Origin of the sequence: Rubellimicrobium thermophilum DSM 16684 (assembly GCF_000442315.1) — a bacterium.
Classification (GTDB): domain Bacteria; phylum Pseudomonadota; class Alphaproteobacteria; order Rhodobacterales; family Rhodobacteraceae; genus Rubellimicrobium; species Rubellimicrobium thermophilum.
On record NZ_KE557320.1, the window covers coordinates 25,135 to 39,508 of the forward strand.

A 14,374-nucleotide genomic window follows, 5' to 3' on the forward strand; every position below is an offset into this window, starting at 1 on the left:
CTGAAAAAGTCCGGTCTTCCGGGCGGTGGATCATTCTCTCGACGTCAATGGGCAGACAGGCCGCGGCGCGCTTCCCGTTCTCGCGGTACGGGAAGATATTCGACGCCGCCGCCCTGCCGCCGCACGGGCTGTGGGTACAGTGTCATCAGTTCCAGGACTTCATCGGGCATGTCCGTTCCGACGGGCAGGCCCAGGTCGCGCGCCTCCTCGGCGGAAATCGGATAATCATGGGTCCAGGTGCCGGTCGCCAGTTTCGCTGCCACTTCGGCCGCCCGGGCCTCATCCATCTTGTCCGCGAGAAGCCGCTTCGCGAATGCCTCGATCTGCGCGATGGCCTTGCGGCCGACATCGGCCATGATCAGGGTCTGGTCGTCGATCTCGGCGATCGGTTTCTGCTCGACGACCTTGATGAGCGAGGCGGCGGGCAACTGGCCAAGTTGCGGATCGACGGGTCCCAGCACGGAATGTTCGCACATCACGATCTCGTCGGCAGCGAGTGCGATCAGCGTGCCACCGGACATTGCGGAGTGTGGTACGAATACAGTGACCTTGCCCTTGTGTCCCTGAATGGCGCGGGCAATCTGTGTTGCCGCCAGCACAAGGCCGCCGGGGGTGTGCAGCACGATGTCGAGCGGCAATTCGTCGTCGGTCATCTGGATCGCGCGCAGGACTTCCTCGGAGTCGTTGACGTCGATGTAGCGCATCAGAGGAAAGCCCAGCAGGTTCATCGTCTCCTGCCGATGAATCAGCAGAATGACGCGACTGCCGCGCTTTTTCTCGATCTGGGCGATCTTGCGTGTGCGCATCGCCTCAAGATATCTGCGCTGCAGAACCGGCTGCAGTGCCGAAACGATGAAGAACAGCCAGAAAAGCTGCGTTATGTCCATGGACCTTGTCCTCCGTGTCGCCGGCCATCCGGCAGAAAGCCATAGATGCCCTCGTCCCGATAATAGTGGCGATAGGCGTCGGCGCGCCTTCGCAGGAGTGGGGTTACAAGCCAACCGGCGAGAAAACCGCCGATATGCGCCCACCAGGCGATCCCGCCCGTGGCCTGATCGCTGCCGAGCGACAGAAAGCCGGGAATAACCTGCATGAAAAACCAGATCATCGCGAAAATGACCGCGCGCACTTCGAAAAAGAGGGGAATGAACAGAATCGGCACGATCACCACCAGCCGAGCCGCCGGGAACATGCGCGCGTAGCAACCAATCACGCCCGCGATCGCCCCCGATGCGCCAAGCGCGGGAACGACTGAGTCGGGGTTCGCCAGCGCGTGAGCCAGTCCGGCTGCCACACCACAGAACAGATAGAACAGCGTGAATCGACCCGGTCCTAGCCGATCTTCGACGGCGGGGCCGAAGATCCAGAGCGTCCACATGTTCAAGATGAGGTGCAGCCAGCCCCCGTGCATGAATATGTTGGTGAGGAACGGGATCCAGTCGGACGGAGCGACGAGGCTCAGTTGCCCGAAGAAGCGCGAGGGCACCAACGCGAACTCGAACAGGAAACGGTCAAGCACGCGCGGAGGCAGGCTGATCTGATAGAGGAACGCGAGGACGTTCGTGCCGATGACTGCCCAGACGACCACAGGCGGGTAGCGGCGCGCGACACTGTCAAGGTAGGGAAACAATTCAGCCTCCGCGTTCATCGGATGTCTGGCGGTCGTAGCGGGGAAAAGCGGGTGCCCGGGCACCCGCCTTGCGCTTCGCCGTCACGCCTCGGCTTTGGCCTCGTCAAGGAAGCGCAGGCTGTAGCTGGCCTCGCCCAGCCTTTCGATGAGGTCGAGCTGCAACTCCAGCCAGGCCTTGTGCCCTTCTTCGTCGAGCACGATTTCCTCGAACAGCATCCGAGATCCGATGTCGTTTTCCTCTGCAGCGTCGCGTGCCGCCTGGCTGTAGAAGGCAATCGCCTCTTCCTCGTCCTTCAGGTCGGCTTCGAACATCTCGCGCAGGGTCTTCGCCCGAACCGGCTGCTTGTCGAAGGCCACCTCGGGCTCACCCTTGAGAAACAGGATTCGCTCCAGAAAGCGGTCGGAATGGCCGGTTTCCTCGGTCTGTTCCTCACGCATCCGCACGGCGAGACCGATCAGGCCCCAGTCTTCGAGGACATGGGCATGAAGCTGATACTGATGCGCGGCGCTGATCTCCATCTTGAGCGCCTTGTGCAGGTTCCCGATTGTCTTGGCGTTGGACATTCTGTTTTTCCTCGGTTGGGTTGCGGGCGGTGGCCCGAGCGTCACGTCTTGCCTCGCCCCGCCGCGACGGTTACGCCCGTCCAAGCCGGCGGATCGGAGGCGGGGAAGGATTCGAGACTGGCCTCAAGCACCGGATCGAGCGTGCGTCCATCGGTTACGGACAGATCGAGCGCGCCATCGAGATCGGCCGCCTTTTCTCACGGCGGTGGTCCGAATGCCCCTGACCAGTAACGGAGAAAACCCGAAACGGCTCCCGGCGCATCGGCCCCCTTGTAGAGCCGGTGCCGTTCCTGCCCCCGCCAAGGGTTTGGCGCGGCGCGGGGCGGGGCGTCCTCGCGCACGATATAGCGCCAGTCCTGCCGCTCGGCGAATTCCACGGCACTGTCGCGGTCGGGGAATTTCAGCCGGATCGGGCGATAGGCGTCGTCGCTGGAGGTGTAGCCCATCAACGGGTCGATCTGCAGGGGCCGAGACGGCTCGAACTCCAGTATCCAGAAGTTCGGCCGGGGCGCCGATGTCATCGCGGAGCGCGCCGGGCGATAGATGATTGCCATCGGCACGTCCCACGAGCGCAGATCGGTGCCGGGGATCTTCGGCGCGAAGGGGGGGCGGTTATGACCGCGCATGTTTGCACCCTTTCTCCGGATGGTTGGTGCCCTGCTGCACGGCAGACTTATTGTCCCGCCTGAAGATCGGCGTCGGACCGCTGCCGAAGGGATTTAAGCCGGCCCTCAGGCAGCGGTCGAAGATTGTCGCGTCCCAACGGGTGAGATCGTCTTCGTCCACCGGCGGGTCGTTCTGTCCCGCGGGATTCATTTCCCTGCCAGCTGGGCCGAGGGGACGGACTCTGTCGAGTCATCCGGTTTCGAATTCCTGCGCAGGCGCAGGCCGAGCAGCATCATCATCGCCCCGAAGACGGCGGCGTAGAAGCCGAGAAGCCAGCCCAGTGCCAGGAAGCTTTCGAGCGGGCGCGTCAGCAGCATCCAGGTCACGACGACCCCGAGGACGACCGAGATGAGGCCGCTAAGGATCAGCCAGACCTCGCCCTTGATTTCCTTGCGCAGACGGAGCGCCGCCGCGATTTCCAGGACGCCGGAAAATACGGACCAGAAGGCGATGCTGGCCCAGAGGAAGGTCGCGAGGACGAGCGTCGCAACAAAGGGCGAAACGACCACGACAACGCCCGTGGCAATACCCAGAATGCCGCTGAACATCAGCCAGCCCCAGCGCTCGCCTTTGCGGATGTTGCGGACCGCAGCGATCAGACCGAACACACCGTCGGCGAAGGCGTACGCCCCGAACACCAGCGTCAGAGCCAGAAGCGCCTCCGCGGGCATCAAGAAAGCGAGCGTGGCGATCAGCAGCGCCAGCACGCCGCGGAAAATGAATATCCACCAGTTGCGCGAAAGGGTGCACAGCGGGTCCTGGATCGAATTCGAAGCAGTTTCCGAGGTTGTCGTCATCGTCTCATCTCCCCTACAGGTTTCGTCAGGTCGTTGTGCCGGTGGAGCCTTCGCTCAGGGCGGCAGCCAGGCGTTGGCGATCGTCGATCGGCTGGGGCAGCCGAGCGGTGCGGGCGATTTCCCGGGCAAGGTTTGCGGCGTCCGCCATCTCGGGCGCGAAGCCCACCTCGATCAGTTTCGCGCGCAGCCACGCGATCGCGGCCTGCGCCGTCTGCTGCACCTCGTCCTCCGACAGACCAAGCGCTTTCGCCGCCTCGGATGCGGTCTCGTCCTCGAGATGAAGCCGGTGGAGCACGCGGCGCCAGAGCGCCGGAAGATGGGCCATCGCGCCGTGCAGGGCGCGCGCGGCCTCGCGGCGTGCGGCCTCGGTCTCGGGGTCGGTCCCAGCCTCGTCGGCGACGAGATCCTCAAGCAGGAGCACCTCGTCGGGCTGATGGAACTCGAACAGGTCCTGATCGGCCTCGGTCGGTTCCTCGGCCGGCCGCGCGGGCTCGGTCCCCAGCGCAGTGGCATCGTCGGGAATGGCCCGGCGCGCCGCATGCGCCTCGGCTGCGATGGTCTCGAACGCCAGCTGCGCGAGCCAGTCGCCGACAGAGAATTCGGTGGGCCGCTCTTCGAACCGTTCGAGCCCCGCGAGGATCGTCGCATCGACGAGGTCGCGGACGGCGAGCCGGCCCTCCGGCACCGATCCGCTCGCCTCCAGATAGGTCAGTTCGCGCCGCACCGCATCGTAGACACGGTCCAGATGGTCCTCGATCAGGTCGAAGTACATCGCACGCCGCGCGGCCTCGGCGCTGTCCTGCGCCGGTGGCAGAAGCGCGCCGATCCGGCGGCGGCGGGCGGGACGCTTGTATTCAGGCTCGTGCTTGAGCCGCGCGACATGCCGGTCGACCCGATGGCGCAGATCGGCGAACGCCTTGCGCAGCACCGGCTCGATTTCGAACCCCTCTTCCTGTGCCGCGATCACGCCCGAAGGCAGTTGCAGGCGCAGGCTGACTTTGATGCGCGTCTTGCCCCTCGTCTGGGAGGCGGCGATTTCGAGCCGGACGAGATCCTCGCGGAAGCGCGCAAGGTGCGGTTCAAGTTGCCGCACCTCTTCCTCGATGACCTCAGGCGCGCGCTGTTGCCCGTGCCGGTCGAGATTGCGAAATGCGCTGATGACTTTCATGCCGTGGATCCTTCCTGTAACCCTCCGACGAAATGGGCCGGCGCGACCATGATCGCGCCGACCGGTCCTTCAAGACGTCACCCGGTGGGCTTGTCGTCCTTGGACTGGGCCTCATCCTTGTCGTCGTCCACGACATCGGAGGCCGCAGCGTCCGCCTTTTCGGCGGCGGCGGCCTGATCGTCCGGCTTGGCATCACCGGGCTCTTTCGCGATCTTTTCGAACACCACCTTCTGCGCATCCGGCGACCAGGCGACGCGGACCTTGTCACCATCCTCGATTCGCCCGGAGAGCATTTCGCGGGCCAGCTCGGTCTCCAGCTCCGACCGGATCAGGCGGCGCAGCTCGCGGGCACCGAATTCGGGGCGGAAGCCGACCGCGCCGAAGTGATCCACCACGCTCACGTCGAAATCGAGTTCGACACCTTGGGTCAGGGCAGTCCGTTTCACCCGGTTCAGCTGCAACTCGACGATCTGGCGGATTTCCGACTGGTTCAGCGAGTGGAAGACGATGATCTCGTCGATCCGGTTGATGAACTCTGGCCGGAAATGCCCGCGCAGGACCTCCATCAGCTCGGCCTTCTGCCTGGCCTCGTCGAACTCGCTCGTGCCGCGCTTCCTGAGGTTGCGCTGGATGATGTCGGCTCCGAGGTTCGAGGTGGCGATGATGATGGTGTTGGTAAAGTCCACCACGCGGCCCTTGCCGTCGGTCAGCCGGCCGTCGTCGAACACCTGCAACAGGATGTTGTAGACATCCGGGTGCGCCTTCTCGATCTCGTCGAGCAGCACGACCGCATAGGGCCGGCGGCGGACCTTCTCGGTCAGCTGCCCGCCTTCCTCGTAGCCGACATAGCCCGGAGGCGCGCCGACCAGCCTGGCGACCGAGTGGCGTTCGCCATACTCCGACATGTCGATGCGGATCATTGCATCCTGATCGCCGAAGATCACCTCGGCCAGCGTCTTGGCGAGCTCGGTCTTGCCCACCCCGGTCGGCCCGAGGAAGAGGAAGGTCGCCGTCGGCCCGCGCCCTTCGCGCAGACCCGCGCGCGCGAGCCGCACCGCATCGGCCACGGCACGGATGGCCTCGTCCTGGCCGATGACGCGCTCGTGCAGCTTCTCCTCGAGCTTGAGGAGCTTGTCCTTCTCCTCGGTGGTCAGCTCGGTGACCGGAACGCCGGTGATCTTCGAGACGACCTGGGCGACATGATCGGCGCGCACCTCGGCGGTGGCCGAAGCCCGGTCGCGCTTCCACACCTCGAGGAGCTCGTCGAGTTCCTTCTGCTTCTGCTCGAGTTCCTTCTTCAGTTCGGCGGCGCGCTCGAACTGCCTGCGGGCGGCGGCATAGTCCTGCTCGCGCCTGAGCTGGGCGACTTCGGCCTCGAGCTCCTGGACATCCACGGGGCGCGCGGTGGCGCTGATCTTCACCCGTGCGGCGGCCTGGTCGATCAGGTCGATCGCCTTGTCGGGCATGAAGCGGCCGGTGATGTAGCGATCGGACAGCTCGGCCGCCGCGACGATGGCCTCGTCTGTGATTGTCACCTTGTGATGCGCCTCGAGCGTGTCGCGCAGGCCGCGGAGGATCATGATGGTCTGCGCGATCGTGGGCTCTTCGACATAGACCGGCTGGAAGCGGCGTTCGAGCGCGGCGTCCTTCTCGATGTATTTCTGGTATTCGTTGAGCGTCGTCGCACCGATCAGGTTCAGCTCGCCCCGCGCCAGCGCCGGCTTGAAGGTGTTGGCGATGTCGAGCCCGCCCTCGCCGCCGCCCTGGCCGGCGCCGACGATGGTGTGGATCTCGTCGATGAAGAGGATCAGGCGGTCCTTCTCCTCGGTGATCTCCTTGAGGATCTTCTGGACCCGCTCCTCGAACTCGCCCCGATACTTGGAGCCGGCCACCATCGCGTTGATGTTGAGCTCGACAAGCCGCTTGTCGCGCAGGGCCTCGGGCACCTCGCCCGCGACGATCCGTTGCGCCAGGCCCTCGACGATGGCGGTCTTGCCCACGCCGGGCTCGCCGATCAGCACCGGGTTGTTCTTCTTGCGGCGGGCCAGAACCTCGATCGTCGTCTCGATCTCGCGGGCGCGGCCGATGACGGGGTCGAGCTTGCCCTCGCGGGCGAGCCTGGTCAGGTCGCGGCTGAACTGGTCGAGATCGGGGGTGCTGGAGGGGGCCTCGACGCGGCCTTCCTCGGCGCCCTTGCCCACGACCTTCGTCACCTGCTGGCGCAGGGCCTGGGGCGTCAGCCCGTATTTGCGCAGGATCGCGGCGGCAAGGCCCTCGCCCTCCTCGGCGAGGCCGATCAGCAGGTGCTCGGGGCCGACATAGGAATGGCCGAGTTCGTTCGAGGCGATGAACGCGCGGTTCAGCGCATCCTTGAGACGCGGACTGACACCGATCTCGCCCGACCCCTTGGCATCGCCGCGCTTGGCATCCTTCTCGATCTGGCGGCGCAGGTCCTCCACATCGACCTTGAACTGGCCGAGGACCGTCCTGACCACCTCAGAGCCGGTCAGCGCCAGCAGGAGATGTTCGGTATCCACCTCGCTGCGGCCGAACTCGCCGGCCTTCTGCGCCGCCTCTTGCAGGAGCTTGTTGCCCTGTTCGCTCAGCCGGTCGGCGATGCTGCGCCCGGCCCCGCGCCGCACGCCGCGGCGGGGGGTGTCGTCCCCGAAGGTGGCGTCCACCACGTCGTCATCGCCTGCGCTCGCCAGGCCCGGCGAACCGCTCCGCAGCGGACTGTCGCCGAACAGGCGGCCGAATGCGCCGTCGCCGAAGAACTCGTCGAACAGCGAATGCCGCCCGAACAGGGATTCGAGCGGCGAGGCGCTGCGACCCGACCGGCGCACCATCTCGCGGTAGTGCTGATCGCACAGTTCCATGTTCTGAACCCTGCCGTTGATCGAGGCGCGCACCCGCGCCGTCGCCGGGCGGCCGCAGATATCGCAAGTTCCGTTTGCCATTGATGTTCTCCGTTTCCTTGTCTCTTCGGGGTTTGTTCACTTGCCATCCGTCCCGCCGACTGTGTCATGCGGCGGTCGCTTCCGCCCTCTTTACCTGTGACGCGACTGCCGCCAGATCGGCCTCGTCCAGCGTCTCCTGCTGCAGAAGATCCCGCGCGGACTGCTCGAGCAGCGTCCGGTTCGCCGCGAGCAGCGCCACCGTCCGGCCGAAGACGGCGTCCACGACCTCGCGCACCTTCGCATCCATCCGCTCGGCCGTGGCCTCGCTGTAGCGGCGGTTGAACCAATTCGCTTGATCGCCGGTACCGAGGAAGCCAGGGCGGTCGGCGTCATAGCTCACATGCCCCAGATCGGGGTCCATGCCGTAGCGCGCCACCATCGCCCGGGCGATATCGGTCGCCTTGACGAGGTCATCGGCTGCCCCGGTCGAGAGGTGACCGTAGACGATCTTCTCGGCCGCGCGCCCGCCGAGGAGCACGGCGATCTTGTTCTCAAGCTCCTCGCGCGTCATCAGGAAGCGGTCCTCGGTCGGCCGCTGGATGGTGTAGCCGAGCGCGCCGATCCCGCGCGGGATGATCGAGACCTTGTGCACGGGGTCCACCCCCGGCAGGGCCATCGCCACCAGCGCATGCCCCATCTCGTGATGGGCCACGATCTCGCGTTCGCGCGGGTTCAGCACGCGGTTCTTCTTCTCCAGTCCCGCGACGATGCGTTCGACGGCATTGTTGAAGTCGTTCATCGTCACCGCCTCGGCCTTCCGCCGCGTGGCCAGCAGGGCAGCTTCGTTGACGAGATTGGCGAGGTCGGCTCCGGAGAAGCCGGGGGTCAGCGCCGCGACCTTTTCGGCATCCACATCGGGGGCGAGCTTTACCTTCCTCATGTGCACGCCGAGGATCTGGATGCGCCCCTTCTTGTCGGGCCGGTCCACCAGAACCTGCCGGTCGAAGCGGCCCGCGCGCAGAAGCGCGGGGTCGAGGATCTCGGGGCGGTTGGTGGCCGCAAGCAGCACGATGCCCACCGAAGGGTCGAAGCCGTCGAGCTCGGTCAGAAGCTGGTTCAGCGTCTGCTCGCGCTCGTCATGGCCACCTGCGATCTGGCCGGAGGAGCGCGCCCGCCCGAGCGCGTCGAGTTCGTCGATGAAGATGATCGCCGGGGCAGCCTTGCGGGCCTGCTCGAAGAGGTCGCGTACGCGCGCGGCACCCACGCCCACGAACATCTCGACGAATTCCGACCCCGAGATCGAGAAGAAGGTGACGCCCGCCTCGCCCGCCACCGCCCGGGCGAGCAGCGTCTTGCCCGTGCCCGGCGGGCCGACGAGCAGGATGCCCTTGGGAATGCGCGCGCCGAGGCGGCCGTATTCGGCCGGGTTCTTCAGGAACGCCACGACCTCCTCGAGCTCGGCCTTGGCCTCGTCCACGCCGGCCACGTCGGCGAAACTGACGCCGGTTTCCTTCTCCATGTAGACCTTGGCCTTGCTGCGGCCGACCTGCATGAACCCGCCGAAGCCCTGCCTCTCGGCGAACTTGCGAAACAGCAGCATCCATATTCCGAAGAAGACCAGCGCCGGCGCCACCCAGGATATCAGCGTGCCGAGAAAGGTGTTCTGCGGCACCCCTGTGATCTCGACCCCCGAGCGGTCGATCCGCGCGAGGATCGCGGGATCGACGACCGTCGTGACGAACTGGGTCTTGCCGTCGACGGGTTCGGTGAAGGTTCCGCTTATAGTGTCCGATCCCACTGCGACCGAGGCAACCTTGCCCTCCTCGAGAAAGGTCTCGAACTGGCTGTAGCTGATCGGCGCGACGCTCTGCCAGCCGGCGATCAGATCCTGGATGAGGATCACGGCGACAAAGGCCACAACCCAGTACCAGATGTTGTATTCCGTCTTCTTTTCCATCCCGCTCGCCCCTTTCCCTATCCCTCGAGCCGCGCCCTGATGCGCTCGAGCAGCGCCAGCAGCACACGCCGCTCGTCGGGCGACAGGTCGCGCAGGATCTCCTGTTCGAGATCCCTCTGCCGCGGCTCGAGCTGGCGCAGCATGGCCACGGCCTTTGGCGTGGGCGTGACGATCTGCGCCCGCCGGTCGTTGGGCGAGGGCGACCGCTCGACCCAGCCGCCCCGGACCATGCGATCGACGAGCTGGCCGGCTGTTGCCGGGCCGACCTCCAGCCGGTCGGCCAGATCGCCGATGGTCAGCCCAGGCTCATCCTCGACATGCGCCGCCGCCATCCAGGACAGGCGGGTCAGGCCGCTGTCGCGGATGTCTTGGTCGATCCGCTGCTGGATGAGCTGCGCGACCCGGTGGATCGTCGTCCCGATCAGCGCGAGGTCCGAAGAGATCATGGGTATCCTTCCTCCGGTTGCATGAGACAAAGGATAGACCGCACTCCATCCGAAGTGCAATGCATGCATCATATATGCTTGCATAACAGATGGAACTGCCTATCTTGATGGGCGGTCTCCGAACCGACATCCGGCCGGCGCCGTTGCCCGCTCAGACCATGCCGCCGGTTCGGGGGCATCGATCAGCAGCAGGAGGCCAGCAATGCTCTATCCGACATATCTGCGCCGCAGCGATCCCTTCGCGTTGATGCGCTCCATGATGCGCGATCTCGACCGCGGCTTCTGGCCGTCGTCCCGCGCGGCGTTCCCGGCGGTGAATGTCTGGCAAGGCCCTGAGGCCGTCGCCGTCACCGCTGAACTTCCCGGCATCGAACCGGGCGACATTGAAATTTCGGTTAAGGACAACGTCCTGACGCTTTCGGGCGAACGCAAGGCGCCTGAGGTTCCCGAAGGTGCGCGCTGGCAGCGGCGCGAACGCGCTTACGGCAGGTTCTCCCGCGCCATCCGCCTGCCCTTCGCGGCGGCGGACGACAAGGTCGAGGCGCGGATGACCAACGGCGTGCTGCGCATCGTCGTTGCGCGGCCCGAAGCGGCAAAGCCGAAGCGGATCGCGATCCGGGCAGCCTGAGAGGAGATGCAGGGATGACCAGCGACATGGCAAGAGCCACCGACAAGACCCCGACCGACGCCCCTGAAACCCCCGGCGGCGGCCGCATCTACCGCCCGCTGACCGATATCGTCGAAACCGATCAGGGGGTTTCGATGATGATCGAGATGCCCGGCGTGGGACCGGAGGATGTCGAGATCACGCTCGAGAACCGGGTGCTGACGATCCGCGGCCGGGTGCATCCGACGCGGCCCGAGACGCTTGAACTCGTCCACGCCGAATACGGCGAGGGCGATTTCGAGCGCGCCTTCACATTGTCCGAGGACTTCGATCCCGACCGGATCGAGGCCGAGCTGCGCAACGGCGTGCTGACGCTGACCCTGCCCAGGGCCCCGGAGGCACAACCACGGAAGATCGCTGTCCGGGCTGCCTGACGGGCAGGCTGACCATCGAAAGGAGCTGGAGCCATGCAGATCAAGGACCTCATTCCCTGGGCGCGCAAGGACTCCGCGCCCGAATCCCGACGCGAGGAGGGCAATCCGATCGCCAGCCTGCAGCAGGAGATGAACCGGGTGTTCGAGAACTTCTGGAACCGTCTCGGGCATCTCGACTGGCCCTGGGGCAGCGGCGAGGCGAAGTCCGACATGGTCGAGACCGACGATGCCGTCGAGATCTCGATCGAACTGCCGGGCATGGAGATGAAGGACATCGAGGTCACGATCAGCGACGACATGCTGACCGTGAAGGGCGAGAAGCGCATCGAGCGGCAGGAGGAGAAGAAGGGCTACTACCTCTCCGAACGCAGCTATGGCGCGATCTATCGCACCATCCCGCTGCCGCCCGGCGTGGACGGTGACAAGGCCGAGGCCAGCTTCCGGAACGGCGTCCTGACCATCCGTCTGCCCCAGACCCCGGAGTCGAAGGCCAGGGTCAGGCGGATCGAGATCAGGAAGGGCTGACCGCCCGGATCGGGATCCGTCCATCTGGGACGTCCCGGTCTGCCATTCGATCTCGCACTGTCTTGCACGTCCCCGGGGAGCATGGCTTCCCGGGGCGGCATGTGAGGGGCACCGATGAATGAGCTGAAACGTTCCGGACTGACCCGCGAGCAATGGTCGGCGATGACGCTCTACGAGAAATTCGAACAGGTCGTCGTCTTCGTCCTCAGCGCCATCATCGCGGTGATCTTCGTCGCCTCGGTCTGGGCGCTCCTGCGCGAGGTGGTGAACCGGCTGATCCTCGGGGCCCTGGACACCCTCGACTACGCCACGTTCCAGGTCGTCTTCGGCATGATCTTTACGGTGGTGATCGCGCTCGAGTTCAAGCGGTCGCTGCTGGTGGTGACCGAGCGCAGCTTGGAATCCTCCAGGTGCGCACGATCGTGCTGATCGCGCTTCTGGCGATTGCGCGCAAGTTCATCATCCTGGACCTGGGCGAGACCGAGCCCGCCAAGATCGCGGCCCTTGCCGGCGCCGCGCTGGCGCTCGGGACGGTCTACTGGCTGGTGCGCGATCAGGACCGGCGCGAAAGATCGGCGGGCGAGACGCCATGACCGTGGCGTCTGCCGGCCATCGCCTGCTCAATCTGCTGCAGTCGGCGCTGCTGCTGTCGCTGATGGCCGGGATCGCCTGGGTTTCGGTCACGACCTTCCTAGGGCCCGGACCCGGCGCGCTCGTCGCATTCGGCATGGTCGCGGGCCTGTTCCTCGCGCCCGACCTTTCGCGGCGCATGCTGCTGTCCGGCTACCGGGCGCAGCGCCTGACGGGGCGCGATGCGCCGACCCTCGTCGCCGCCCTGGCCGAGCTCTCCCGCCGCGCCGGCCTTCCGCGCACACCCGCGCTCTACCGTGTGCCCAGCCCCCTGCCGAACGCCTTTGCCATGGGCAGCCCGGAAGACAGCGCGATCTGCGTCACCGACGGGCTGCTCGCGCTGCTCGACGGGCGCGAACTCGCCGGGGTTCTGGCCCACGAGGTCGCCCACATCGCTAACCGCGATCTCTGGATCTTGGGGCTTGCCGACATCATGACCCGGCTCGTCTCGCTGGCAAGCTGGCTAGGTCAGATCCTGCTGCTGCTCAACCTTCCTCTGCTCCTGGTCGGCGCAGTTCAGGTACCCTGGACCGTGGTGGCCCTTCTCGTCTTCGCGCCCACGCTGATGGCGCTGATCCAGCTTGGGCTGTCGCGCACCCGCGAATACGATGCCGACCGGGCGGCGGCGGACCTGACCGGCGACCCCGAGGGGTTGATGCGCGCGCTCGGCAAGCTCGAGCGGCGCGTCGGCCGCTTCTGGGAGGGGATCTTCCTGCCCGGCCGACGCATCCCTGAACCCTCGCTGCTGCGGACGCATCCGCCGGTAGAAAGCCGGATCGCCCGACTGCGCAGCCTGGCCCCGAGCCGGACGGTTCTGGCCCCGCCAATCGTGCGACAAGCAATTTCCGCCCCGTCACCATCGCAACCGACACCGCGGTTCAGGCGCTTCGGTCTCTACTGGTAACGGGCCAGTACAGCGGACCGAGACGCCCGCAAACGAGTGCAGGATCGCGCGCAACAGGTGGAGAAGGTTGTCTTTCGGACCCATCCCCTCCGCCAGTTGCCCCGCGAAAGCGTTCTCAGGGTCCGGCTGCGGCCGGATTTTTCCGTTGTTTTCGAGGGTTGTGCGAGAGGGGCTGAGCACTGCCTCCTTCGACAAGCGGGCCGGAAGCGGTCTCTCATGGCCGATATTCTCCGGACCTCATGACTGCACTGGTTTGGTGAATTCTTCACAAGGCATTGAATTTGAATAGGTTAATCTCCTGCCCGCTGAACACTTCGGTTTCAGGGGCATTCTTTGAGAAGGAATAGAAATCGAACGTTTAGTCGAATTGCGAAGTGGTTGGGCTGTCCCTTCGATCCTCGAGTGGGACTTGTATGGTGACGCCCGATCATCGGGAAACCCCTGACTGTTTTCCGGCCAAGCGGTGCTTCTCATGGTCACGCCAACGGGTCACATGTGCTGTCATCAGCGCCTTGAAGACTCTGCCATGGTTGGGAACCCGTAGATGCAGCAACTCGTGTGCGATCACGAAGTCCTGGAAGCACTTCTCCTGATCGGCCAGGTCCTCGGCAAGTGTGATGATACCGCCGGTTGAACATGATCCCCACTTGCGCGTCATGCGCTGGATTCGAACAATGCGCGGTGTCGCTGCTGTGACTCCCGATGCTCATTCAGCTGAGACCAGAGTCGGCGGTTGAACTTGGCTCGGTTGCGCCGACGGAGCAATGGACGATCTGCGGAGCGTTTCAGATGCGCGAAGCTGATCGCCCATTGCGGTGAGTTGGGCGGCAAAGACCGCTGGGGGCCTGGTATCCGAGGGCTGAATGGGGCCGTTCGGTGTTGTAGCTGTGGGTCCATGCAGCGACAGCCTCGCGGGCATGGTCGATGCCGAGGAACAGGGTCTCGTTCAGCAGCTCGTCACGCATCCGGCCGTTGAAGGCTTCGCAGTTCCCATTCTGCATGGGCTTGCCGGGGCGATGTCGTGCCACTTCACTTCATCTTCTCCGCCCATTCCAGGATCGCATTCGAGGTGAACTCGGTGCCGTTGTCGGAGACGATCACCCCCGGCTTTCCACGCCGCTTCATCAGGGCTGTGAGTTCGCGGGCAAC

15 protein-coding genes and 2 pseudogenes are annotated in these 14,374 nt (G+C 65.4%); 6 read left to right on the forward strand and 11 right to left on the reverse strand.

Translation table 11 applies throughout. The features are described 5' to 3' along the window. Positions 1 to 44: 44 nt before the first annotated feature. The 9 genes from RUTHE_RS01115 to RUTHE_RS01155 form a co-directional block, all read right to left on the reverse strand. Positions 45 to 887, reverse strand: coding sequence for an SDH family Clp fold serine proteinase (locus RUTHE_RS01115; RefSeq protein WP_021096378.1), 843 nt, complete (start codon positions 885 to 887; stop codon positions 45 to 47). Then, a complete protein-coding gene (locus RUTHE_RS01120) occupies positions 878 to 1,630 on the reverse strand; it encodes a rhomboid family intramembrane serine protease (RefSeq protein ID WP_021096379.1) in 753 nt (250 codons plus the stop codon). Before RUTHE_RS01120 ends, RUTHE_RS01115 begins: the two co-directional genes overlap by 10 nt. An 81-nt stretch (positions 1,631 to 1,711) precedes the next feature. Further along, on the reverse strand, positions 1,712 to 2,194 hold the full coding sequence (locus tag RUTHE_RS01125) for a bacterioferritin (protein WP_021096380.1): 483 nt from the start codon (positions 2,192 to 2,194) through the stop codon (positions 1,712 to 1,714). A gap of 197 nt (positions 2,195 to 2,391) precedes the next feature. Next, positions 2,392 to 2,820 carry an NADH dehydrogenase ubiquinone Fe-S protein 4 gene (locus RUTHE_RS01130; RefSeq protein WP_021096381.1) on the reverse strand — a complete coding sequence of 143 codons (429 nt, stop codon included), beginning with the start codon at positions 2,818 to 2,820 and terminating at the stop codon, positions 2,392 to 2,394. A gap of 186 nt (positions 2,821 to 3,006) precedes the next feature. Then, positions 3,007 to 3,657 (reverse strand): HdeD family acid-resistance protein, encoded by a 651-nt coding sequence (locus tag RUTHE_RS01135; protein WP_021096383.1) that lies wholly within the window; start codon positions 3,655 to 3,657, stop codon positions 3,007 to 3,009. A gap of 25 nt (positions 3,658 to 3,682) precedes the next feature. Beyond that, positions 3,683 to 4,825: an RNA polymerase sigma factor gene (locus tag RUTHE_RS01140; RefSeq protein WP_021096384.1), complete on the reverse strand. Its 1,143-nt coding sequence runs from the start codon at positions 4,823 to 4,825 to the stop codon at positions 3,683 to 3,685. A 77-nt stretch (positions 4,826 to 4,902) separates the two neighbouring features. Next, positions 4,903 to 7,782 (reverse strand): ATP-dependent Clp protease ATP-binding subunit, encoded by a 2,880-nt coding sequence (locus RUTHE_RS01145; protein WP_021096385.1) that lies wholly within the window; start codon positions 7,780 to 7,782, stop codon positions 4,903 to 4,905. A 64-nt stretch (positions 7,783 to 7,846) separates the two neighbouring features. Then, the gene (gene ftsH, locus RUTHE_RS01150) at positions 7,847 to 9,679 is read right to left on the reverse strand and encodes an ATP-dependent zinc metalloprotease FtsH (protein WP_021096386.1); all 1,833 of its coding nucleotides are present in this window, start codon (positions 9,677 to 9,679) and stop codon (positions 7,847 to 7,849) included. Between the two features lie 17 nt (positions 9,680 to 9,696). Next, a complete protein-coding gene (locus RUTHE_RS01155) occupies positions 9,697 to 10,125 on the reverse strand; it encodes a MarR family winged helix-turn-helix transcriptional regulator (protein ID WP_021096387.1) in 429 nt (142 codons plus the stop codon). Positions 10,126 to 10,327: 202 nt separating this feature from the next. Here RUTHE_RS01155 and RUTHE_RS01160 point away from each other — a divergent pair, with 202 nt between their 5' ends. The 6 genes from RUTHE_RS01160 to RUTHE_RS01180 all read left to right on the forward strand — a co-directional run bounded on the left by RUTHE_RS01160 (position 10,328) and on the right by RUTHE_RS01180 (position 13,225). Beyond that, complete coding sequence (locus RUTHE_RS01160; RefSeq protein ID WP_021096388.1) at positions 10,328 to 10,753, forward strand: Hsp20/alpha crystallin family protein; 426 nt, start codon at positions 10,328 to 10,330, stop codon at positions 10,751 to 10,753. A gap of 14 nt (positions 10,754 to 10,767) precedes the next feature. Then, positions 10,768 to 11,166, forward strand: coding sequence for an Hsp20/alpha crystallin family protein (locus RUTHE_RS01165; protein WP_021096389.1), 399 nt, complete (start codon positions 10,768 to 10,770; stop codon positions 11,164 to 11,166). A 33-nt stretch (positions 11,167 to 11,199) separates the two neighbouring features. Next, positions 11,200 to 11,691: an Hsp20/alpha crystallin family protein gene (locus tag RUTHE_RS01170; protein ID WP_021096390.1), complete on the forward strand. Its 492-nt coding sequence runs from the start codon at positions 11,200 to 11,202 to the stop codon at positions 11,689 to 11,691. A gap of 114 nt (positions 11,692 to 11,805) precedes the next feature. Further along, positions 11,806 to 12,120 carry a phosphate-starvation-inducible PsiE family protein gene (locus tag RUTHE_RS01175; RefSeq protein ID WP_021096391.1) on the forward strand — a complete coding sequence of 105 codons (315 nt, stop codon included), beginning with the start codon at positions 11,806 to 11,808 and terminating at the stop codon, positions 12,118 to 12,120. Continuing rightward, on the forward strand, positions 12,102 to 12,284 hold the full coding sequence (locus RUTHE_RS18515) for a phosphate-starvation-inducible PsiE family protein (RefSeq protein WP_021096392.1): 183 nt from the start codon (positions 12,102 to 12,104) through the stop codon (positions 12,282 to 12,284). Before RUTHE_RS01175 ends, RUTHE_RS18515 begins: the two co-directional genes overlap by 19 nt. Then, a complete protein-coding gene (locus tag RUTHE_RS01180; protein WP_021096393.1) occupies positions 12,281 to 13,225 on the forward strand; it encodes a zinc metalloprotease HtpX in 945 nt (314 codons plus the stop codon). Before RUTHE_RS18515 ends, RUTHE_RS01180 begins: the two co-directional genes overlap by 4 nt. A 427-nt stretch (positions 13,226 to 13,652) precedes the next feature. Here the strand turns inward: RUTHE_RS01180 and RUTHE_RS15785 are convergent. Next, positions 13,653 to 13,904: pseudogene (locus RUTHE_RS15785) on the reverse strand (M48 metallopeptidase family protein); the annotation flags it as partial. A 106-nt stretch (positions 13,905 to 14,010) separates the two neighbouring features. Beyond that, a pseudogene (locus RUTHE_RS01185) lies at positions 14,011 to 14,374 on the reverse strand (integrase core domain-containing protein); the annotation flags it as partial.